This window comes from Micromonospora sp. WMMD961 (assembly GCF_029626145.1).
Taxonomy (GTDB): domain Bacteria; phylum Actinomycetota; class Actinomycetes; order Mycobacteriales; family Micromonosporaceae; genus Micromonospora.
Window position 1 is genome coordinate 7002036 of the sequence record NZ_JARUBJ010000002.1, and the last position, 21717, is coordinate 7023752.

Here is a 21717-nt window from a genome sequence, read left to right on the forward strand (position 1 = left end):
TCGCCACACCCCACGATCTTGCCCAGCGAACCGGAAGGAAGGGCCCCTTACTAACGCCTGAGGTATAGGAAGGGCCCCTTACTAACGCCTGAGGTATAGGAAGGGCCCCTTACTAACGCCTGAGGTATAGGAAGGGGCCCTTCCTTCCGACAGATGGCGGGACCGCCGAGGTTCAGGCGACCTCGACGATCAGCTCGACCTCCACCGGGGCGTCGAGGGGCAGTTCGGCCACTCCGACGGCACTCCGGGCGTGGCGACCAGCCTCGCCGAAGACGGTGCCGAAGAGGTCGGAGGCACCGTTGATCACCGCGGGCTGACCGGTGAACCCGGGCGCGGAGGCCACGAAACCGGTCACCTTGACCACCTTGACGACGTTCTCCAGACCGACCAGTGAGTCGACCGCGGCCAGCGCGTTGAGCGCGCAGCGCTGGGCCAGATCCTTGGCCTGCTCGGCGGAGATCCCGGCGCCGACCTTGCCGGTCGCGAGCAGTTTGCCCTCGGCGATCGGCAACTGGCCGGAGACGTACACGTGCTGGCCGGACTGGACGGCCGGCACGTAGCTGGCCACCGGCGGCACGACGTCGGGCAGTTCGAAGCCCAGCTCGGCAAGCTTCGCGTGCGGACCGTTGCTCACCGCGTCACCCCGGGAGTCCGCTGCGCCGCGCTGTCCGCGCTCACGCCTTGGGCCGCTTCAGGTAGGCGACCAGCTGGTCCGGGTTGGGCCCGGGGACCACGGCGACGAGCTCCCACCCGTCCTCGCCCCAGTTGTCGAGGATCTGCTTGGTCGCGTGGACCAGCAGCGGGACCGTGGAGTATTCCCACTTCTGCATCGCTGAAGGGCTCCCTCTCGGTGCGGAATTGTTCGAGGGACAGCCTACGGTCCGCTGGCCGGGCGGGACGCGGGACGCTGCTCCGGCGTGGCCGGCAACTCCCCGCAGAGCCCTTCGTGCTCGTACCCCTGGGGGCAGCGGGACCGGTCGGGCAGCAGCAGGTCACAGAAGACCCGGTGCCGGTTGTTCTGGTCGTCGGCGTTGGACACGGTGGTCTCGCCGGCGTCCAGCTCGGGCAGGAAGCCCAGGGACACCGCGACCCGGCCGGCCAGCACGGTCGCCGCCGCCAGACTCGGCACCCGGATCGGCAGGTGGATGACGTAGCCCGCCTCGTCGTCGTCGCGGGCCCGCTCGGCGGGGTGGATCGGCGTCCGGGCCACCTCCGCCTGCTCCGGCATTCGGCGGTACGACCGTTCGTTGACCGGATGGCCGCCGACGGGCCCCCCGCCGGTCTCGACCGCGGAACCGGGCCGCCGAGGCCGGTCGTTGGTCGGGAACTGGGTACGAGGGATGTTGTCCGCGTCGCGCATGCACTGCCTCCGGTCGTACCTCTCGGATCATGCTTCCGGCCCGGACGTATTCGTCCGTTCCGGCCCCCGCACCGGGACGAAGGTAGGTCGGTGGCCCCAGTCCCGCCAATAGGACGCGCACAACCAGTGACCAACAGTCACATATGCGACACACCGCAGGTCGGGGGCCTGACACCGAGATGGACCCGGGTACCGCCGACCGGATCGCTGGACCGTGCGGCACGGCCGCGGAGACACCGATCCGGTCATCGACCGCTACTCTTCCGGTCGGACGGTCGCGCAGCGCCCGACCGCCCGCTCGATCACGCTCGGCGCCAGGGGTGGCGGCGGGCGCCGCACCCCTGGGGGAACGACATGACCCACCCGCCCAGCGGCGACCAGGCCGGCACACCCGCTCACCCGCCGGCCCACCCGGATTCCGCCGGTCAGCCCGGCACGCCGACCATCCCCAGCCAGCCCACCTCCGCCCCGCCGCCCGGGCAGCTCGCCCTCCCCGCGTCCCCCGCCCAGCCGGCACTTCCCGCCGGCCCCACCTCACCGGCCTTCCCCGGGCAGCCAGCCGGCCCCCCGGCCCAGCCGGCCTTCCCCGGGCAGACCAGCGCCGGGCAGACCAGCGCCGGGCAGACCAGCGCCGGGCAGCCGGAAGGGCCCGGCGGTCCCGCCGTGGCTGCGGCCGCGACACAGCCAGGCACCACGGATATCCCGCCTCCTCCGCCGGGATATCCGCCGTACCAGGGCACAGCCGAGCCGAAGAAGAAGCGCGGGCTGCTCATCGCGGCGATCGCACTGGTCGTGATCATGGTGCTCTGCGTGGGTGGCGGTGTGGTGGCGTTCCTGACCCTGCGCGACGCCGAGACCGGCGAGGGCGCCAAGGAGCCGACGGTCGCCGTCGACGAGTTCCTCACGGCGGTCTACAAGGACCGCGACGCCGCCAAGGCGGCCAGTCGGGTCTGCGCAGCCTCCCGCGACGACGAGAAGATCGCCGCGAAAGTCGCCGAGGTGGAGAAGTACGCCTCCGCGCACCAGAACCCGCGCTTCCGGTGGACCACCCCGAAGGTGGACAACCAGACCGGCGACCGGGCCACCGTCTCCACCCGCGTCACCATGATCACCTCCGACGAGAAGGTGGCTGACCAGGACCTGCGCTTCACGGTGGTGCAGAAGACGGGTTGGTGGGTCTGCGAGGTCGCGTGAACGCCGGGCCTGGATAGGCTCGACGGGTGTGTGCAGCTGAGCGGCCGATCGAGCCGGCCGGTACCCGATGGTCCGCCCGCCTTCACGTGGTGACCGGCAAGGGCGGCACCGGCAAGACCAGCGTCGCAGCGGCCCTGGCTCTCGCGCTCGCCGCCGGTGGCCGGCGCACCCTGCTGGTGGAGGTCGAAGGACGGCAGGGCATCGCCCAGCTGTTCGGCATCGACCCGCTCCCCTACGAGGAACGGCACCTCGCCGACGCACCGGACGGCGGTGAGGTACGCGCTCTCGCGGTGGACGCCGAGGAGGCGCTGCTCGAGTACCTCGACATGTTCTACAAGCTGGGTGCGGCCGGCCGGGCGCTGCGCAAGCTCGGCGCCATCGACTTCGCCACCACCATCGCGCCGGGCCTACGGGACGTGCTGCTCACCGGCAAGGTGAAGGAGGCGACCACCCGCACCTCCGGTCAGCGCCGCGCGTACGACGCGGTGGTGTTGGACGCCCCGCCGACCGGGCGGATCGGCCGGTTCCTCAACGTGACGGCGGAGACCGCCCGGCTGGCCAAGGTGGGCCCGATCAAGACCCAGAGCGAGGGTGTCTCGGCGCTGCTGCGCTCCCCGATGACCGCGGTGCATGTGGTCACGCTGCTGGAGGAGATGCCGGTACAGGAGACGGTTGACGCGATCGCCGACCTGACCTCGCTCGGCTTCGGCATCGGGAAAGTGATCGTCAACGGCGCTCGGCCGCGGCTGCCGGCCGGCCCCGCGGTCACGGCTGCGGAGCTGCGACGTGGGCTGGTCGCCGCCGGGCTGCCGGCCGATCGGGACACCGTGGCCGGTTTGCACGACGAGGCCCGGGACCAGCTCATCCGGCGCGAACTGGAAGATTCGCTCCGCGCCGACCTGGTGGAGCTGGGGCTGCCGATGATCGAGCTGCCGTTGCTGCCCGACGGGGTGGACCGGGTGGGCCTCTCGACCCTGGCCCAGGCCCTCGTCAGCGCCGATTGACTCACACCTGAGCTCAGCACGGGCGCGTGGACCCACGCGGCCCGATACGCTCGATTGGTGCCTTCCGAAGACACGGCGCCGCAGCTGGACGTCGACCAGATCCTCGCCGACCCGGGCGTGCGGATCGTCGTGTGCTGCGGTGCCGGCGGGGTGGGAAAGACCACCACCGCCGCGGCACTGGCGCTGCGGGCCGCCGAACACCACGGCCGACGCACGGTGGTGCTCACCATCGACCCGGCTCGCCGGCTGGCGCAGTCGTTGGGCCTGACCGAGCTGGACAACACCCCTCGCCAGGTCAAGGGCATCGACGTCGAGAGCAGCGGCGGCGAGTTGCACGCCATGATGCTGGACATGAAGCGCACCTTCGACGACGTGGTGCTGCAGCACACCGATCCGGCGAAGGCCGCGGAGATCTTCTCGAACCCGTTCTACCAGGCAATGAGCTCGACCTTCGCCGGCACGCAGGAGTACATGGCGATGGAGAAGCTGGGCCAGCTGCACGCCCGCGGCGAGTGGGACCTGATCGTGGTGGACACGCCCCCGTCCCGGTCCGCGCTGGATTTCCTGGACGCGCCCGCCCGACTCTCCCGTTTCCTCGACGGCCGGATGCTGCGACTGCTGCTGGCTCCGGCGCGCAGCGGCGGGCGGAGCATGTTCAGCCTCGTCACGGCCTCGTTCGGGATGTTCTCGAAGGTGGTGCAGAAGGTGCTCGGCGCCCAACTGCTCACCGACCTGTCCGGCTTCGTGGCCGCCCTTGACTCGATGTTCGGCGGTTTCCGGCAGCGCGCGGAGCAGACGTACCGCATCCTCCAGGCGCGGGAGACGGCCTTCCTGCTGGTCGCCGCACCGGAGCCGGACGCGGTCCGGGAGGCCGCCTACTTCGCGGGCCGTCTGCGCGACGAGCGGATGCCGCTCGCCGGCCTGGTGCTCAACCGGGTGCACCGACCGGTGGTGCCCGAGCTGGACGCCGAGCAGAGCCGGGTCGCCGCCGAGCGGCTGACCGAGCTGGGTGGGCACGAGGCCACCGTCGACGTGTTGCGGGCGCACGCGGCGCTGGCCCGCCAGGCGGTACGCGAGCAGCAGGTCGCCGCGCGTTTCACCGAGGCGTTCCCGGCGGTGCCCGCGGTGTCGGTGACGGCTCAGCCCGCCGACGTACACGACGTCGACGGGCTGCGGACGATCGGCGCGGCGATCAGCCGGCCGTGACCGGCGTCAGTTGGTAGCGCTGACCAGGATCTTGTCCTTGCCGGTCTTGTCCTTGCTGTTCTTCTTCATCGCGGCCTCGAACATCTTGCGCCAGCTCGTCACCTGCGGGTGACGACGCAGCAGCGCCCGCCGTTCGCGTTCGGTCATGCCACCCCACACACCGAACTCGATCCGGTTGTCCAGCGCGTCGGCCAGGCACTCGTACCGAACTGGGCAGCTCCGGCAGATCCGCTTCGCCACGTTCTGTTCGGCGCCCTGTACGAACAACGCGTCCGGGTCCCCGTTCTGACATGCCGCCAGTGACGGCCAGTCAGTGATCATGCCCATGTGTACACGTCCCCCCTTGCAGTACCTACCGACCTCGTCGATGCACGTCAGCCGGCAATTCCCCCCGATCGCCCGGCCTGCCTTCCCCAAGGCGGCGCGGACGACATCTGGCCTTGTCGCCGCCTCCATCATGCTCTGTAGTCGACCGATTACGCAACGTTGTCGGCCAAATCCATCATTCCGGACACTCCCGGCTTCCCGGGCCTTCGACCGCCGGTTACCCCGCCCAGGTCGGCGATAACGCTGCGCCGCCTCGCTGAATCGGAGGAGACTCACGCCAGGTCACACGCAACCAAGCACCGGGGGTCGTGCGTTTAGCACAACGAGGGCAGCGCGCGCAGGAAATGGGGAAAGAACGCCCCAGCGCCCCTCGTTCCCTACTCGCGTACCCTGTCGAGGTGACCTGGATGCGGAAACGTGACCACAATGTGCTGACCAACGCCGCATCGCTACTCGTGTGTGGCCTGTTGGCCGGCGTGGTGGTCGCTGCGGCGGCCTTCCCCGCGGTGGCGATGTCCGGCTTGGCCGCCAAGGCCGGCGCCGAGACATTCGGCGCCCTGCCCACAGAGCTGACGGTGGCCCGCGCGCCACAGATCAGCTACCTGTTGGCCTCCGACGGCAAGACACCGCTCGCGACGATGTACGACGAGAACCGGCGCGACGTGAAGCTCGCCGACATCTCGCCGTACATGCAGAAGGCCATCATCGCGGCCGAGGACCACGACTTCTACAAGCACAACGGCGTCGACATCAACGGTGTCGCCCGCGCGTTCGTCAACAACCAGAACGAGGGCGCCGGCCGGCAGGGCGCGTCGACGCTGACGATGCAGTACGTCCGGCTGGCCATCGCCTACTCGGCCACCCACCCGGCCGACGTGGTGGCGGCGACCGAGGACACCAGCGCCCGCAAGCTCCGCGAGATGCGGCTGGCCCTCCAGGTCGACAAGGAGTTCTCCAAGGACGAGATCCTCACCCGCTACCTCAACCTCGCTTCGTTCGGCAACGGCGCGTACGGCATCTTCGCCGCCAGCCAGGTCTACTTCGGTAAGCCGCCGAGCAAGCTCAAGATCGAGGAAGCGGCGCTGCTGGCCGGCATGGTCAAGGCGCCGACGACGAACGACCCGACCACCAAGGCCGGCTACCCGCTCGCCCTGGAACGGCGCGACTACGTCATCGACAACATGGTCGAGATCAAGGCCATCACGCAGCAGGAGGCCGACGCCGCCAAGGCCGTCAAGCTCGAGGTGAAGGACAAGCGCACCCCGAACGGCTGCGTCTCCGCCAACGTCAACAGCTGGGGCTTCTTCTGCGACTACTTCTACCGCTGGTGGATGGATCAGGAGACGTTCGGCTCCACCACGTACGACCGCGAGCGTCGTCTGAAGAGCGGCGGCTACACCGTCGTCACCTCGATCGACGTCCAGGCGCAGAAGGCCGCGGACAGGGCGGTCCGCAAGGCCAAGAGCGAGAACAGCAAGGAAGCCGCCATGGTCGCGGTGGTCGAGCCCGGCACCGGCCGGGTCCGGGCGCTAGCGGTGAACCGGCAGTTCAAGCTGGACGATCCGAATAACCCGAAGAACAAGATCTCCAGCGACCCGGCGAAGAGCAAGAAGAAGATCCGGGGCAACTACCCGGCCACGGTGAACCCGCTGCTCACCGGTGGCGATGGCATCACCGGCTACCAGGCCGGCTCGACCTTCAAGATCTTCACCATCGTGGCGGCGCTGGAGAAGGGCATCCCGCTCAGCTACAGCATCAACGCGCAGAAGCAGTTCAAGTCGGAGTACATCATCCGGCCTGGCCCGGCGGCCTGCCCGGGGACCAGCTTCTACTGCCCCACCAACTCCACCGACAGCATGGCCGGCCCGCACAACATGTGGAGCGCGTTCGGCCGCTCGGTCAACACCTACTTCGTGCCCCTGCAGCAGCAGGTCGGTGCGGAGAACGTGGTCAAGGCCGCGAAGCGGCTGGGCATCAACTTCCGGTCCCAGGAGGACCTGGACCTGGAGAAGGGTGCGCACCAGTGGGGTGCGTTCACCCTGGGCGTCTCGCAGACCACCCCGCTCGACCTGGCCAACGCCTACGCCACCCTCGCCGCGGACGGCAAGTACTGCGAACCGATCCCGGTGCAGGAGATCCGCGACCCGGAGGGCAACAAGCTGGACATCGCCAACCCGCGGTGCGAGAAGCGGTTCAGCACCGACGTGGCCCGCGCCGCCGTGGACGCCGCCCGCTGCCCGGTCGGTGACAAGTCGTCGTCCTCGAAGTGCACGGGTGCCACCGCCGGCAACGTCCGCAACGACGTCGGTTACCCGGTGGCCGGCAAGTCCGGCACCACCGACTCGGAGAAGACCGCCGCGCTGGTCGCGATGACCAAGCAGTACTCGGTGGCCGGCATCATGGCCGACCCGGACTGGCCGCAGACGAACGTCAAGATGAAGCACGCGGAGAAGGACGGCATCAACCCGCCGGTGTGGGAGACGCTGCGGGACGCCATGAAGGGCAAGCCGAAGATTAACTTCGAGCCGCCCGGCCAGAAGATCTCCGAGGGCGACCAGCGCAGCATCCCCGACGTGAAGTGCATCTCGGTGGACCAGGCGAAGTCCCGGCTCAAGGGCGCCGGCTTCGAACCGGTCGTCTCCAGCGCGAAGGTCCCCTCCTCGTGCAAGGCTGGCGACGCCGCCGGCACCAGCCCGGACGGACGCACGATCAAGGGTGGCCTGGTCAGCATCCAGGTCAGCAGCGGCAGCGGCGCGCCGGGCAACACCGGCGGCACGCCGGGTAACCCGCCCGGCAACCAGCCCGGTGGTCGACCCGGCGGTCGTCCCGGCGGCTGAGCCGACGAGTTGACACGAACGGGCGGGCACCCTCCTCGGGTGCCCGCCCGTTCGTCTGTCCGGCCCCAGTAGGCCGACGCTGGTCCCGCTGCGTGTCAGAGACCGAGCTGTCGGCGTACCTCTGCGGCCACCCGGCCACCCTCGGCCCGGCCCGCCACCGCGGCCTGGGCCGCCTTCATCGCCGGGCCCATCTGGGCCTTCCCGGTGAAGCCGCCCGCGGCGAGCGCCCCCGACACCAGCTCGGCCAACTCGGCGTCCGGGAGCTGCCTGGGCAGGTAACGGTCCAGCACCTCACCCTCGGCGGTCTCCTTCGCGGCCTGCTCGGCGCGGCCGGCGTCGGCGAACGCGGTGGCGGCCTCCCGGCGCTTCTTGGCCTCCTTGGTCAGCACCGCGAGCACCTCGTCGTCGGTGAGGTCGCGCTTGGCCTTGCCGGCGACCTCGGCATTGCCGACGGCGGCCAGGGCCATCCGCAGCGTGGAGGTGGTCAGCTCGTCGCGCGCCTTGAGCGCGGAACGCATGTCGGCGGTGAGGCGGTCCTTCAGCGTGCTCATGGACGGTCAAACTACCCTGAACGCCATGCGAAAGCGCACACTATTCCGGCTTGCCGCCGGAACCGCCACGGTCGGCGCGGCCACCCTCGCGTACGCGTCGCTCGTCGAGCGCAACATGTTCACCCTGCGGCGGTACGACGTGCCGGTGCTCCCGGTCGACGCGGAGCCGCTGCGTGTGCTGCACCTGTCCGACCTGCACATGATGCCCGACCAGGCACGCAAGCAGCGGTGGGTGGCGTCGCTCGCCGCCCTGGACCCCGACCTGGTGGTGGTCACCGGCGACAACATGGCCCACCCGGGCGCGGTCCCAGGGGTGCTGCGGGCGCTACAGCCGCTGCTGGACTTCCCCGGCGCGTTCGTCTTCGGCTCCAACGACTACACCGGCCCGGTGTTGAAGAACCCGTTCACCTACTTCCTGCCCGACCGGGAGTACACCGAGGGCGTCGAGCTGCCCTACGAGGAGCTGCGTCAGGTCTTCACCGGCGCCGGCTGGGCCGACCTCAACAACGCCCGGACCATGCTGAAGGCCGGCGGTCGGCAGCTCGACCTGGTCGGCGTCGACGACCCCCACATCGACCGGGACGACTACCCTGCCGTGTCCGGCGCGGTCTCGTCCTCGGCCGACCTGTCCATCGCGGTGACGCACTCCCCCGAACCACGGGTGCTCGACCAGATGGCCGCGGACGGCTTCGGGCTGCTGCTGGCCGGGCACACCCACGGCGGTCAGGTCTGCGTACCGGGCTACGGGGCACTGGTGACCAACTGCGGCCTGCCCCGCTCGATGGCGCGCGGCCTGCACCGGTGGCCGGGCTCGGACTCCTGGCTGCACGTCTCCGCCGGCCTGGGCACCCACCCCACCGCACCGGTCCGCTTCGCCTGCCCTCCGGAGGCCAGCATCCTGACCCTCATCCCCCGCTGACCCGGCCCCCGGTGCACGCCGCGCCCCCCGGTGCACGCCGCGCCCGCCGGTGCACGCCGCGCCCGCCGGTGCACGCCGCGCCCGCCGGTCAAGACCCGCGCAGCATCGGGGATGTTGCTGCCTCGGCGCGTCCTGAGGCAGCAGCATCGGCGATGGTGTGCGGATCCTGGGTGGGCTGCGGGGTGCTCCGGGCCGCGGGGGTACCGAGTTTGACCATCGGACCGGGTGGGCTACTATTTGTCGGCACGCCTCGGGGTGTGGCGCAGCTTGGTAGCGCGCTTCGTTCGGGACGAAGAGGTCGTCGGTTCGAATCCGGCCACCCCGACCAGAGGTAACAGCAGGTCAAGGCCCCTCCACGGAGGGGCCTTGATTCGTATCCGGGCGCTTCGCCCATCCTGGGCGCAGGAAAAGGCAGTTGATGGTGACTGGCAGGCCGACGATCTGTGAAGCAGCGCCGCCGGCACGCGCTCGGCGGTGGCCTCACACGGGCTCTACGCAGCCGATATAGGTGTTTCTACCGATCCCTGGACGTGCTGTCACACCTAGCGTCGGTGGCACGACGAGCCGTCCGAGGGAGACCACTGATGACCACCGCACTCGATTTCACCGCCGTGAAGGCACGCCAGCAGGTGACCTGGGCAAGCGGCGACTACGGGGCCGTCGCCGCCCTCATCCACCCGATTGCCGAGTTGCTGGTGACCGCGGCCGACCTGTCGGCGGGCGCTCGGGTGCTGGACGTGGCGACCGGGACCGGCAACGCCGCCATCGCCGCCGCCCGCTGCGGCTGCGCGGTGACCGGCGTCGACTACGTACCCGAACTGTTGGAACGCGGCCACGCGCGGGCCTCGGCGGAACGGCTTCCGGTCACGTTCGTGACCGGGGACGCGGAGCGCCTGGCGTACGTCGACGGTGCCTTCGACGCGGTGCTCTCCGTCGTCGGCGTGATGTTCGCCCCGAACCAGGAGCGGGCGGCGGCCGAGCTGGTCCGGGTCTGCCGGCCCGGAGGCACGGTCGCGCTGGCGTCGTGGACGCCGCAGGGTTTCATCGGCGAGTTGTTCCGCACGGTGGGGCGGCACGTGCCGCCCCCGGCCGGGCTGCGCCCGCCGGTGCAGTGGGGCGACGAGGACCGGGTCCGTGAGCTGCTCGGGGCGGCCGTGCACGACCTTCGGGCGGTACGCCGGGAGTTCGTCTTCCGCTTCGGCACACCTGAGGAGTTCGCCCTCTTCTTCCGGGCCAACTACGGCCCGACGTTGAAGGCGTTCGAGGCGCTGCCCGAGGAGCGCCGAGCGGAGCTGCACGCCGACCTGGTGAAGCTGGCCCGTACGCGCAACCGGGCCACCGACGGCACGGTGCGGATTTCGGCGGAATACCTGGAGGTCGTGGCGCGGCGGACCACCGTTCCCGCCTGACACCGGCATCTCTCGTTGATCATCAATCCTATCGACGGGCCCCGGAGCCGGCCGAAAGGTGGTTGCCGCCTGGCTGCCGCGCGCGATCTGATTCGGTTGATCATCCGTTCAATCGACGGGTGACAACGGGGAGGAACATTCACTGTGATCAGATCCAGGCCGCGCCGTGGCATCGTGAGCGCGATCGCGCTGACGCTGGGCGTCAGCGGGCTCACTCTCATCTCCACCGCGAACGCCGCCACCGCAGCACCCCACCTGGACGGTCCGCCGTCGGTTCAGGTGGGGTGGACCGACTCGGCGACGCCGAAGAAGGCGTACCCGGTGGACAGCACCACCGACGTTCCGCTCGGCACCTGGCAGGACGACAAGGGCAAGAGCCACACCTCGCGGGTGTACGCCACCTTCGACCTCTCCGCCTACGAGGGCAAGAAGATCTACGGCGGCAAGGTGTTCCTCGAGGAACGCAGCGTCGCCGACTGCAGCAAGCGTGCCGTCGAGATCTGGCGGACGAAGCCGGTCACCACGACGCCGACCTGGAACCGAGCACCCGCGCCGCTCGCCAAGCTCGGCGAGGTCCTCACTCCGGTGCAGTTCTGCCCGGGGGCCTCCATCACGTTCGACGTGGGCGCGGCGGTGCAGGATGCGGTGGCACACCGGCAGCGTCACATCACCTTCGAGATCCGGGTGCCGGAGCAGTACGAGAGCGACGCGTCCTACGGCCGGCGGCTGCACCCGTACCGCAGCGTCGACCTGAACGTCGAGTTCAACTCGGTGCCGCAGATCGACACCGCCCACCTGTACAACGGTGGTCTGCCCTGCACCCAACTCGCGCCCTACCCGCGCATCGGCGGGTTCGCCAGCATCCTGGAGGCGGTCGGCAGCGACGCCGACGAGTACGACGAGCGCGCGGTCGAGACCGAGGTCGCCATCTGGCCGAAAGCCAACCCGGACGCTCGCCAGGTGTTCACCGGTGAGCACGGCCTCACCGGCCGAGCCAATCGGGTCAACCTGCCCGAGGGCACGCTGGTCGACGGCACCACCTACGTCTGGCAGGCTCGGGCGACCGACGGCGCGGACTACTCGCCCTGGTCGAAGAAGTGCTTCTTCACCCACGACCGCACCGCCCCCGTCGAGCCCACCATCACCTCGGCCAACTACCCGCAGGACAGCACAGGCGAGGCGGCGCCGACCGGCGTGTCGCCGGTCTTCACCTTCTCCGGGAACGGCGACAAGGACGTCGCCGGCTTCGAATACTCGTGGCGCAGCCTGGGCGGCCACGGCTGCTCGGCCAGCGGCGCGTACGGCCAGTTGGAGTGCACCCACCCGTTGGACCAGCCGGGATCGGTGCGGGCGAACACCCCCGGCGGTTCGGCGACCGTGACGATCGATCTGATCGGCTCCGGGCCGCAGCGGTTGAGCGTCCGCACGATCGACCTCGCGGGCAACGTCTCCGAGACCGTCGAGTACCGCACTCTGGTGCCGCGGGTCGAGCCCGAGGTGCGGGTGGAGAACGGTACGCCCGAGTGGGGGCAGGAAGTGCTGCTGAAGTTCGTCCCGGCCCCCGGTGTCACCGGTGTCCGCGACTACGAGATCACCCTGGACGGGGGAACGCCGGAGACGCGGGACGCCCAGGAGGACGGCACGGCCTTCTTCAGCTTCTTCGCCACGAACCCGAACGGGCACCACCTCAAGGTACGCAGCCGCAGCGACAACGGGTTCGTCTCACCGGAGGCCAACTGGTCCACGTCCTTCTATCCCGGCCCCGGGGTGAAGTCCGACGTCTACTCCTCGCCGGACGGTTCGGCCGTCGGCGGAGTGGGAATCGAGGGCACCTTCACCTTCTCCCCACCCCCGGGCTGGACGGACACCACGGCCTACCAGTACAGCTTCAACGGCGCCGAGCCGACCGAGGTGGCGGCCGACGCGAACGGCCGGGCCACGATCACCTGGACGCCGACCGCCATCGGGTACGTGGACCTGACCGTCTACGCCGTACGCGCCGACGGCACGGTCAGCGACTACCCCAACTGGTACTCGTTCGAGGTGGCGGCCTCCGCCTCCTGACCCACCCGGACACGGGGCGGCCACACACGGGTGTGGTCGCCCCCGTCCGTCAGTCCTGTCGTTCGGTGCGCTCGATCTCGGCGAACGCGGCGGCCAGGTAGCCGTCCAACGGCGCGCCGGTCGCCGCCAGCAGGTCCGCCACCAGCAGCGGTGCGTGCCGGGCCAGGGCCGACGCGTCCGGTCGCGACTCGTCACCTTCGGGGTCGTACACGCCCAGCGCCCCGGCCAGCAGGACGAGCACCACGTGCGGGTCGACGTCCGAACGCCACCGCGCCGCCCCCTGCACACAGCGGGTCAACACCTGGCGGACGTCATCACCGGCCAGCCCCTCCGGGTGGCTCTCCTCCAACAGCAGCCGGACCACGGCGCCCAGCACCAGGCCGGAGCGCTCGTCGGCGGCGAGCCCGACGACCGCTTCGTCGTACGCCTGCCCGTCACGTGCCTGGGCGGCGGCCACGGCCGCGGTGGCGGTCACCGCGATGGCGCGGGCGGTAGCGGGCAGATGTCGCCAGGTGCCGGTCATCGGGCCAGCATCGCAGACCCGGCGGACACCGTGCGATTGATCACCCGTCGGCCTCGGCGACAGCGGGGTGCGCTCAAAACGAGTCGCGTGGTGTCACACCCGACGAACAGAATGCCGGTCATGCTGCGTCGTGCCCTGCCCCGCCGTCGAGAAGCCCGCCGGATCCTCGTCGGCACCCTGCTGTCGGCGATCGGGCGTGGCCTGACCCTGCCGTTCCTGTTCATCTACCTGACCGACGTACGCGGGCTCACCGACGCCCGCGCCGGGCTCGTGATCGGTTGGTACGGCGCGGTCACCCTGGCCTTGTCGCCGCTGGGTGGGACGCTGATCGACCGGTTCGGCGCGCGTCGGATCGTGGTGCCCTGCCTACTGATCGAAGCGATCGGCACCGGTTCGCTCGCGCTGGTCGACTCGTCCGGGTCGGCACTGCTGGTGATGACGGTGATCGCCGTTGGCAGCTCGGCGATCTGGTCCGGGCAGAACACGATCCTCGCCTCGTTGACCGACGACGGTGAGCGGCAACGCGTCTTCGGGCTGAACTTCGCCCTGCTCAACCTGGGCATCGGCATCGGCGGCATGACCTCCGGCGCGATCGTCGACACCGCCCGACTCAGCACCTTCCAAACGATCTATCTGCTGGACGCGGTGACCTACCTGCTGCCGGCCATCATCCTGCTCACCCTGCCCGGGGTGGGTCACCGACTCGGAAACCGTCGTGGTGTCGACGAACCGTCGCCCGGCGGCTATCTGACCGTGCTTCGCGACCGTCCGTTCCGACGGCTGGTGATCTTCGGGCTGATCCTCACCACCTGCGGTTACGGACAGATCGAGGTGGGCTTCGCCGCGTACGCGGTGCGAGTGGCCGAGGTGGAGACCCGAGTGGTGGCGTGGGCGCTCGCCGCCAACACCGTGATGATCGTGCTCGCCCAACTGCTGGTGATCCGCCGGATCGAGGGGCGCAGCCGCACCCGTGCGCTGGCGGTGGTGGGTGCGGTGTTCGCCACCGCCTGGCTGGTCCTCGGCGTAGCTGGCCTGGTCAGCGGTAAGAACGCCCTGCTGGCCGCCCTCTGCGTGGTGGCCTGCTCGGCGATCTTCGGCTTCGGCGAGACGATGCTGTCACCGGTCATGCCCGCGTTGACCAACGCGTTGGCCACCGACGAGCTGCGCGGCCGGTACAACGCGATGAGTTCGATGATCTTCGGCATCAGCGGTGTGATCGGTCCGGTGACCGCCGGACCGCTCATCGGCGCGGCAGACGGCAAGGTCTGGGTGGCGACGGTGGTCGGCGGCTGCCTGATCGCCTCCCTGGTCGCACTATCCCTGCGCCGACTGCTCACCACGGACCAGGACGGCCGACTGACGCCGGCCCTCACCTCCCCCGAGCCGACCCCCACCCCCGCCTAACTCGGAAGTAGACCGACTTCCTCCCGATTAGGGCCGCTTCGCGCAGCGGAGCGACAAGGACTAACCCACACCCCGCCCTCACCCAGCACCCCCGGCGTTTAGTCCGGCACCCAGCGCCCGGGTGGCCCGGCGCCCAAGATCCGCGCAGGTTCCCCGATGTTGCTGCCTGCGGCAAACGGGAGACAGCAACATCCCCGATGTTGCGCGGATCTTGCTCCCGGATGCTGCCTCCGACCGCAAGATCACGCTCGATCCTGGTTCGAGTGGCATCCACGCGCCCGGAGGCCACTACTTCAAGGGTGCAGCGTGATCACGCGGCCGACACGACCGGCTGGGCGACCGGGCGAAACGAGGCGGGGCCAGGGCGAGGCGGGGCCAGGGCGAGGCGGGGCCAGGGCGAGGCGGGGCCAGGGCGAGGCGGGGCCAGGGCGAGGCGGGGCCAGGGCGAGGCGGGGCCAGGGCGAGGCGGGGCCAGGGCGAGAAGAGATAGGCAGGGGCGGGCAGGCAGGGGCCGGGACGAGCAGGCGGGGCGGCATGTGGACTGGACGGGTCGAGGACGGGTCGGGGACGGGTCGGGGACGGGTCGGGGACGGGTCGGGCCCCGGAGCGCTCACTCCGGGGCCCGACGTCGCGGGGTCGGCCGTCAGGCGGCGGGGACCTCGGCGGTGGTGCGGATCCGGTCCAGCGTCGGCGCGGAAACCGGCGACTGGGCGGTCAGGTAGTCCACGAAGGCGTCCAGGTCGATCTGGCCGGTGACCTGGTTCGTCCCCCCGGTGAGGGCGCTGAACCCGTCGCCGCCGCCGGCCGGTTCACCGTGATGCAGTACGTGGCGGTGGTGTCGGCGGTGATGCCGCTGATGGTGAGGCTGCCCCCGGACCACGCGGATGCAGGCGCACGGGGCGGCGTGTACGCTTGATCGCGCGGCTCGGCGCCGGCCGGGCTCCTCCCCTACCTGGAACGACGTGCGAGTGGATCATCAGCGAGTCATCCGTGACGTCACCGTCCGCCTGCCGATGGCGTCGAGTACGCCGGAAGCCTGTCGGTGGACGGTCACCGCGCTGTCCCGCCACACCCCGGCAACCATCTCCGTGCTGCTCGCGACACACGACCGTCTGCGCTGCGTCGCGGCGACCGGGGCCTGGCAGGTCTTCGCCACCGTGCCGGCGCGAACCGGCATCGTCGGCCGGGTGTACGCCACCGGCGCCCCCGCGGCCGTCCCGGACGTCACGGTCGATCCGGACTACCTTCCGGTACGCCCGGACGTGACGGCCGAGCTGTGCGTACCGGTGCTGGACCCGGCGGGTCGGCCGATCGGCGTCCTCGACCTGCAGTGGGGTGAGCCGGTCGAGCTGGAGCCGTGGCGGGAGACGGCACAGCAGGTGGCCGACCGGCTCGGTGCGCGGATCGCCGCCCTCGGCGGGCCACCGGAGGAGAGCCGCAGCGAGAAGCTGCTCCGGCACGCGGCCGCGCTCTCCACCGCGCCCACCGAGGCGGACGTGTTGGGCGTGGCGGCGTGCGCCGCGCGTGAGGTCTCCGCCCTCTCCACCGCGGTGCTGCTGATGGCGGGTCAGTTCGGCCCGGCACCGGCAACGCCGGGCGATCTGGAGATCCGGATTCGGGCCGAGTTGACCGAGTCGGGTCCGGCCGCGCTGGACCGGATGGTCGAGCGGGCACACCGGTACGGAGCTGGGTACACGCTGGGCGAGGCGGGCCATCCCCCGACCGAGGACTATCGTCCGCTGACCCGGGCCGGGGTGCGCACGCTGGTCGCCGTTCCGGTGGGGCCCCCGGAGGTCGGTGGGGTGCTGCTGGTCGCGGACGAACGCGCACTGCGCCCGGACCCGACCACGGTCAGCCTGATGGAGCTGCTCGCCGGGCAGGCCTGGACGAGCCTGGACCGGCTGCGCACGCTGGCCCGACTGCGGGAGCAGGCCAGCTCCGACCCGCTCACCGGGTTGCGGCACACCGGCCCGTTCGGGCAGCGGATCGCGACGGCCACCCCAGGGCGTACGGCCCTGCTGGCGATCGACGTCGACGGCTTCAAGACCGTCAACGACACGTACGGCCACCAGGCCGGCGACCGGGTGCTGGTCGGGTTGGCCCGGGCGTTGGAGGGCGCGCTACGCCACGGCGACGAGCTGTACCGGATCGGCGGCGACGAGTTCGTCGCGGTGATCGAGGTGAGCCGCCCCGAGGAGGCGGTCCGGATCGCCGAGCGGTTGGCCGAGGCGGCCCGACGCATCGGCCGCACGATCAGTGTGGGCGTCGCGCTGCCCCGCCCCGGCGAAACCCCCGACCGCACCCTGCGAAGGGCCGACCAGGCCCTCTACGCGGTGAAGCGCCAGGGCCGCGACGGCGTACGCCTGTCCGCTGCCTAGCCCCGCCCGCAACCACCGTCGATCATGGAGTTGTGGTGGGGACGTTCACCCTTTGCGGGGTCAAAACGCCCACCACAAGTCCATGATCGACCGCGACCACCCCGGCCCTCAGGACGTGCGGAGCTCCTTGGCGAGGAGTTCGGCGATCTGGGCCGTGTTGAGGGCCGCCCCCTTGCGCAGGTTGTCGCCGGTGACGAAGAAGTCGAGGGCGCGGGGGTCGTCCAGGGCGCGGCGGATCCGGCCGACCCAGGACGGGTCGGTGCCGACGGCGTCGATCGGCATCGGGAACTCTCCGGCCGCGGGATCGTCGACCAGGATCACTCCGGGTGCGTTGCGCAGCGCCTCCCGGGCGCCTTCGGCGTCCACCTCGCTGGCGAACACCGCGTGCACGGCCACCGAGTGCGCGGTGACCACCGGCACCCGGACGCAGGTGGCGGACACCTTGAGGTCGGGCAGGCCGAGGATCTTCCGCGACTCGTTGCGGATCTTCATCTCCTCCGACGACCAACCGGCGTCGGCCGGGGAGCCGGCCCAGGGCACCACGTTGAGCGCGATCGGGGCCGGGAACGGGCCGAGGTCGTCGCCGACCGCCTGCCGGACGTCACCGGTGCGGGAGCCGAGCGCCCGATCACCGGCGACCTTGCTGAGCTGGTCGTGCAGGATGTCCACACCGGATTTACCCGCCCCGGAGACCGCCTGGTAGGAGGCGAGCACCAACTCCCGTAGGCCGTACTCACGGTGCAGCGGCGCGACCGCGACGATCATCGCGAGGGTGGTGCAGTTGGCGTTGGCGATGATGCCCCGGGGTCGGTTGCGGACCTGTTCGGGGTTGATCTCCGGAACGACCAGCGGGACGTCCCGGTCCATCCGGAACGCGCCGGAGTTGTCGACGGCGATCGCGCCTCGGGAGACGGCGATCGGCGCCCACTCGGCGGAGACCTCGTCGGGCACGTCGAACATCGCCACGTCGACCCCGTCGAACGCCTCGGGGGTCAGCGCCTGGACGACCAGGTCCTCGCCTCGGCAGCGCACCCGTCGCCCGACCGAACGCTCGGAGGCGAGCAGTCGGATCTCACCCCAGACGTTGCGTCGTCCGGTGAGCAGTTCGCACATCACGGTGCCGACGGCACCGGTCGCTCCGACCACGGCGAGGGTGGGCAGCGCCGTCATCGGCGCTACCTACCCGTCCCCGCGTAGACCACGGCTTCGGTGTCGCCGCCCAGCTCGAACGCGTCGTGGATGGCGCGGACGGCGGCGTCGAGGTCGGTGTCCCGGCAGACCACGGAGACCCGGATCTCGGAGGTGGAGATCATCTCGATGTTGACGCCGGCAGCGCCGAGCGCGGCGAAGAAGCCTGCGGCGACACCGGGGTGCGAACGCATGCCGGCACCGATCAGCGAGACCTTGCCGACGTGGTCGTCGTAGAGCAGGCCCTTGAACTTGACCGGCTCCTGGATCTTGCTGAGCGCGGCCATCGCGGTCGGGCCGTCGGCCTTGGGCAGGGTGAACGAGATGTCCGTGCGACCGGTGCCCTCGGTGGAGACGTTCTGCACGATCATGTCGATGTTGATCTCGGCGCCGGCGACGGTGTCGAAGATCCGCGCGGCGGCACCCGGCTCGTCGGGCACCCCGACAATCGTGATCTTGGCTTCGCTGCGGTCGTGCGCGACCCCGGTGATCAGTGCCTGCTCCACGGAAAGGTCCTCCATCGATCCGGTGACCATCGTGCCGGTGTTGGTCGAGTATGACGAACGGACGTGGATCGGCAACCCCGCCCGGCGGGCGTATTCCACGCTACGTAGGTGCAGAACCTTCGCACCGCAGGCGGCCAGCTCCAGCGTCTCCTCATAGGTGATGTGCTGGATGTGCCGGGCGTTGGGCACGATCCGAGGGTCGGCCGTGAAGATGCCGTCCACGTCGGTGTAGATCTCGCAGACGTCGGCGTGCAGGGCGGCGGCGAGCGCCACGGCGGTGGTGTCCGACCCGCCCCGGCCCAGGGTGGTGACATCCTTCGTGTCCTGCGAGACGCCCTGGAAGCCGGCCACGATGACCACCGACCCCTCGTCGAGCGCGCCCTTGAGCCGCCCTGGCGTGACGTCGATGATCCGCGCGCGGCCGTGCACCGAGGTGGTGATCACGCCGGCCTGCGAGCCGGTGAACGAGCGTGCTTCGTACCCCAGGTTGTGGATCGCCATGGCGAGCAGCGCCATGGAGATCCGCTCGCCGGCGGTGAGCAGCATGTCCAGCTCGCGGCCCGGCGGCAGGGGGCTGACCTGGTTGGCCAGGTCGAGCAGCTCGTCGGTGGTGTCCCCCATCGCGGAGACCACCACCACCACGTCGTCGCCGGCCTTGCGGGCGGCGACGATGCGCTCGGCCACCCGCTTGATCCGCTCGGCGTTGGCGACGGACGACCCGCCGTACTTCTGCACCACGAGTGCCACGACGTGCACTCCCTCCCAGCGACCCTGAGCGTGCCGACGCCGCCGGAACCGGGGCCGGCGGCGCGTGTCAAACCCCTTGAGGGTATCCGGCGGGTAACGACGGCGGGTCAGGTGATCCCACCATCCGGCCCGCACGGGTGCGGCCGGACCGCTCCTCACCAGCTCCGGGGGTACGCAAACACGAGCCCGTCCGACACGCCGGACCGAGCCTGGTACCTGCCAACCCCCACCGATCGCCCGCAGCCACCAGAATGGGCCGGTGCCCGACCTCATCCGCTCGGCCGGCCGCGTGCTCGGGCCGCTCGTGCTCGCCCTGCCGACACTCCTGGTCGCCTGCACCAGCACGCCGCCGACCCCGACCCCGACGCCGACCGGCCCGGGGCCGGTCGAGGTGGACGCCGCCCGGGACGAGCTGGCCGCCCTGGCCGCAGCCGCCCAGGACCGCCACATGGTGGCGCAGTACGTCTACAGCCGGGCCGGCCAGCCGGACCGCACCATCGTGTTCACCAGCGCGAACGACGGCAGTTGGCGGGTCGACGTCCCGGGCGGCGCGTGGGGTGGCACCGTTGACGTCTCGATGGCCGCCACGCCCGACGGGCTGTTCCAGTGCGCTCTGCCGTCTGCCGGCAGACCGGAGTCGTCGAGCTGCGTACGGCTCGGTGAGCGCGACGACACGATCCCGCGCCGGTCGGACCCCCGCCTGCACCATCCGCTCACCGACTGGTTGGACGTGCTCACCGACCGACGCGCGCCGTTGGCGGTGGCCCCGGCCGAGACGCCCGAGGGCCTGGCCGGCACCTGTTACTCGGTGGACTCCACCTCGGCGTCGCTGAACGCCCCGCTGGACGTGGGCATCTACTGCTACGACCGGGACGGCACACCGACCGGCGTCCGGACCGGGTCGGGGACGTTGCGGTTGGCCGCCCCGCCCGGCCCGGCTCCGGCCACCGTGCAGCTCGCCGGCCCGGTGGTGGTCGACCGGGAACCACTGGACACCGCAGCGCCGCCGACTCCTGATCCGACGGACAGCCCGGGCGCGGGAACGCCCTGATCTTCATACCGTTACGGGTGCGTTTGCCCACATTTCCCCAACCCGACCTGACCGGCGAATCACCCATACAGGACGATTCCCGTCATGGCTGACCTGACTCCGCTGCTCGCCTTCCGCTGGAGCCCCCGGGCCTTCGACCCGAGCGCCGAACTGACAACGGACGAGGCGACCTCGCTGCTGGAGGCCGCGCGCTGGGCACCGTCGGCGGACAACGGGCAGCCGTGGCGGTTCGCCATCGGCCACCGGGACGACGAGATCTGGAAGCGGATCATGATCAGCCTCCCGGGCGACGACCAGTGCTGGGCCCGGCACGCCGCGACCCTCGTGGTCGGCGCGCACACCGGTGACGACGCCGAGCGGGCCGCGTACGACCTGGGTCAGGCGATGGCCCACCTGACGTTGCAGGCCACCGCGCTCGGCCTGCACGTGCGCCAGCTCACCCACTTCGACCAGACCGGCCTCGCCACCGAACTCGACCTGCCCGGCGACGTCCGCCCACTGGTGGTCGCCGCCGTCGGCCGGCTCGGGGACCCGTTCGCCCTCCCGGCCGACCTGCGCGCCCGGGAGATCGGCCTGCGCCGCCGCCGCCCGCTCGCCGACCTGCTGCTCGCCTGATCACCCACCCTGACTGGCCCGGAGCAGGACTCTCGCGGCGTCGGTGTTGCGGTAGAGGACGTGCCGACCCTGCCGGGTCCGTGAGGTCAGGCCGGCGGCGTGCAGCGCGGCCAGGTGCTGGGAGACGTTCCCGGCGGACATCCCGGTGAGTCGGGCCAGGTCGGTGGTCGTCGACGGCGTGTCGAGCAGATGCAGCAGCGCGGCGCGGCCGGGGCCGACCACCCGAGCCAGCGGGTCTCCGGGCGGCGCCCCGGTCGCCTCCCACAGCGTTCCGACCGCCCGGACCGGGTACGCGGCGGCCGGCAGCGAGTCCTCCAGCAGGTTCCACAGCACCCGCCGTTCGGTGAACACCGTCGGGTTCAGCGCCAACCCACGGCCCCGGAGGTCGAAGTCCCGCTCGAACGGGTCGTCGCTGACCACCCGGTCACCGAGCC

At 70.9% G+C, this 21717-nt stretch carries 20 protein-coding genes, 1 tRNA gene and 1 pseudogene; 12 read left to right on the plus strand and 10 right to left on the minus strand.

The genetic code is table 11. The features are described 5' to 3' along the window. Positions 1–172: 172 nt before the first annotated feature. The 3 genes from O7614_RS32100 to O7614_RS32110 are packed head-to-tail and all read right to left on the minus strand — an operon-like array spanning position 173 to position 1360. The gene (locus O7614_RS32100; RefSeq protein WP_278142085.1) at positions 173–634 is read right to left on the minus strand and encodes a RidA family protein; all 462 of its coding nucleotides are present in this window, start codon (positions 632–634) and stop codon (positions 173–175) included. Positions 635–674: 40 nt separating this feature from the next. After that, positions 675–830, minus strand: a complete 156-nt coding sequence (locus tag O7614_RS32105; RefSeq protein WP_007466198.1) for a DUF4177 domain-containing protein — start codon at positions 828–830, stop codon at positions 675–677. Positions 831–874: 44 nt separating this feature from the next. Beyond that, entirely contained in the window at positions 875–1360 is a 486-nt protein-coding gene (locus O7614_RS32110; RefSeq protein WP_278142086.1) for a hypothetical protein, read from the minus strand. A 663-nt stretch (positions 1361–2023) separates the two neighbouring features. Here O7614_RS32110 and O7614_RS32115 point away from each other — a divergent pair. The 3 genes from O7614_RS32115 to O7614_RS32125 are packed head-to-tail and all read left to right on the plus strand — an operon-like array spanning position 2024 to position 4764. Then, the gene (locus O7614_RS32115) at positions 2024–2554 is read left to right on the plus strand and encodes a hypothetical protein (protein WP_278142453.1); all 531 of its coding nucleotides are present in this window, start codon (positions 2024–2026) and stop codon (positions 2552–2554) included. A 26-nt stretch (positions 2555–2580) separates the two neighbouring features. Next, positions 2581–3558, plus strand: coding sequence for an ArsA-related P-loop ATPase (locus O7614_RS32120; RefSeq protein WP_278142087.1), 978 nt, complete (start codon positions 2581–2583; stop codon positions 3556–3558). 54 nt (positions 3559–3612) lie between these two features. Further along, positions 3613–4764: an ArsA-related P-loop ATPase gene (locus O7614_RS32125; RefSeq protein ID WP_278136472.1), complete on the plus strand. Its 1152-nt coding sequence runs from the start codon at positions 3613–3615 to the stop codon at positions 4762–4764. 6 nt (positions 4765–4770) lie between these two features. Here the strand turns inward: O7614_RS32125 and O7614_RS32130 are convergent, their stop codons facing one another. Next, positions 4771–5091 (minus strand): WhiB family transcriptional regulator, encoded by a 321-nt coding sequence (locus O7614_RS32130; RefSeq protein ID WP_145778553.1) that lies wholly within the window; start codon positions 5089–5091, stop codon positions 4771–4773. A 407-nt stretch (positions 5092–5498) separates the two neighbouring features. On the opposite strand from O7614_RS32130, the gene O7614_RS32135 reads away from it, so the two are divergent. Next, positions 5499–7928 (plus strand): transglycosylase domain-containing protein, encoded by a 2430-nt coding sequence (locus tag O7614_RS32135; RefSeq protein WP_278136473.1) that lies wholly within the window; start codon positions 5499–5501, stop codon positions 7926–7928. Positions 7929–8023: 95 nt separating this feature from the next. On the opposite strand, the gene O7614_RS32140 is transcribed toward O7614_RS32135, so the two are convergent. Further along, the gene (locus O7614_RS32140; RefSeq protein WP_278136474.1) at positions 8024–8479 is read right to left on the minus strand and encodes a GatB/YqeY domain-containing protein; all 456 of its coding nucleotides are present in this window, start codon (positions 8477–8479) and stop codon (positions 8024–8026) included. 25 nt (positions 8480–8504) lie between these two features. Here O7614_RS32140 and O7614_RS32145 point away from each other — a divergent pair, with 25 nt between their 5' ends. The 4 genes from O7614_RS32145 (at position 8505) to O7614_RS32160 (ending at position 12871) form a co-directional block, all read left to right on the plus strand. Then, positions 8505–9398 (plus strand): metallophosphoesterase, encoded by an 894-nt coding sequence (locus O7614_RS32145; RefSeq protein ID WP_278136475.1) that lies wholly within the window; start codon positions 8505–8507, stop codon positions 9396–9398. Positions 9399–9649: 251 nt separating this feature from the next. Next, positions 9650–9726: transfer RNA gene (locus O7614_RS32150), tRNA-Pro, on the plus strand. Positions 9727–9982: 256 nt separating this feature from the next. Continuing rightward, positions 9983–10807, plus strand: coding sequence for a class I SAM-dependent methyltransferase (locus tag O7614_RS32155; RefSeq protein WP_278136476.1), 825 nt, complete (start codon positions 9983–9985; stop codon positions 10805–10807). 174 nt (positions 10808–10981) lie between these two features. Then, positions 10982–12871 (plus strand): hypothetical protein, encoded by a 1890-nt coding sequence (locus O7614_RS32160; protein ID WP_278136477.1) that lies wholly within the window; start codon positions 10982–10984, stop codon positions 12869–12871. A gap of 49 nt (positions 12872–12920) precedes the next feature. On the opposite strand, the gene O7614_RS32165 is transcribed toward O7614_RS32160, so the two are convergent. After that, positions 12921–13394, minus strand: coding sequence for a hypothetical protein (locus O7614_RS32165; RefSeq protein ID WP_278136478.1), 474 nt, complete (start codon positions 13392–13394; stop codon positions 12921–12923). Between the two features lie 120 nt (positions 13395–13514). On the opposite strand from O7614_RS32165, the gene O7614_RS32170 reads away from it, so the two are divergent. Then, the gene (locus O7614_RS32170) at positions 13515–14798 is read left to right on the plus strand and encodes an MFS transporter (RefSeq protein WP_278136479.1); all 1284 of its coding nucleotides are present in this window, start codon (positions 13515–13517) and stop codon (positions 14796–14798) included. 643 nt (positions 14799–15441) lie between these two features. On the opposite strand, the pseudogene O7614_RS32175 reads toward O7614_RS32170, so the two are convergent. Beyond that, positions 15442–15696 (minus strand): annotated as a pseudogene (locus O7614_RS32175) (bifunctional metallophosphatase/5'-nucleotidase); the annotation flags it as partial. Between the two features lie 70 nt (positions 15697–15766). On the opposite strand from O7614_RS32175, the gene O7614_RS32180 reads away from it, so the two are divergent. Next, positions 15767–17176 (plus strand): sensor domain-containing diguanylate cyclase, encoded by a 1410-nt coding sequence (locus tag O7614_RS32180; RefSeq protein ID WP_278136483.1) that lies wholly within the window; start codon positions 15767–15769, stop codon positions 17174–17176. Positions 17177–17284: 108 nt separating this feature from the next. Here O7614_RS32180 and O7614_RS32185 read toward each other — a convergent pair whose 3' ends face one another. Together O7614_RS32185 and O7614_RS32190 are read right to left on the minus strand one after the other, a co-directional pair. Then, the gene (locus O7614_RS32185) at positions 17285–18346 is read right to left on the minus strand and encodes an aspartate-semialdehyde dehydrogenase (protein WP_278136484.1); all 1062 of its coding nucleotides are present in this window, start codon (positions 18344–18346) and stop codon (positions 17285–17287) included. Positions 18347–18351: 5 nt separating this feature from the next. After that, the gene (locus O7614_RS32190) at positions 18352–19617 is read right to left on the minus strand and encodes an aspartate kinase (RefSeq protein ID WP_088987236.1); all 1266 of its coding nucleotides are present in this window, start codon (positions 19615–19617) and stop codon (positions 18352–18354) included. Positions 19618–19876: 259 nt separating this feature from the next. Here O7614_RS32190 and O7614_RS32195 point away from each other — a divergent pair, with 259 nt between their 5' ends. Then, the gene (locus O7614_RS32195) at positions 19877–20668 is read left to right on the plus strand and encodes a hypothetical protein (protein ID WP_278136485.1); all 792 of its coding nucleotides are present in this window, start codon (positions 19877–19879) and stop codon (positions 20666–20668) included. An 84-nt stretch (positions 20669–20752) separates the two neighbouring features. Then, on the plus strand, positions 20753–21283 hold the full coding sequence (locus tag O7614_RS32200) for a nitroreductase family protein (protein WP_278136486.1): 531 nt from the start codon (positions 20753–20755) through the stop codon (positions 21281–21283). Here O7614_RS32200 and O7614_RS32205 read toward each other — a convergent pair. Continuing rightward, positions 21284–21717: helix-turn-helix domain-containing protein (locus O7614_RS32205; RefSeq protein ID WP_278142088.1), on the minus strand; the 434-nt coding region annotated here is incomplete at its 5' end.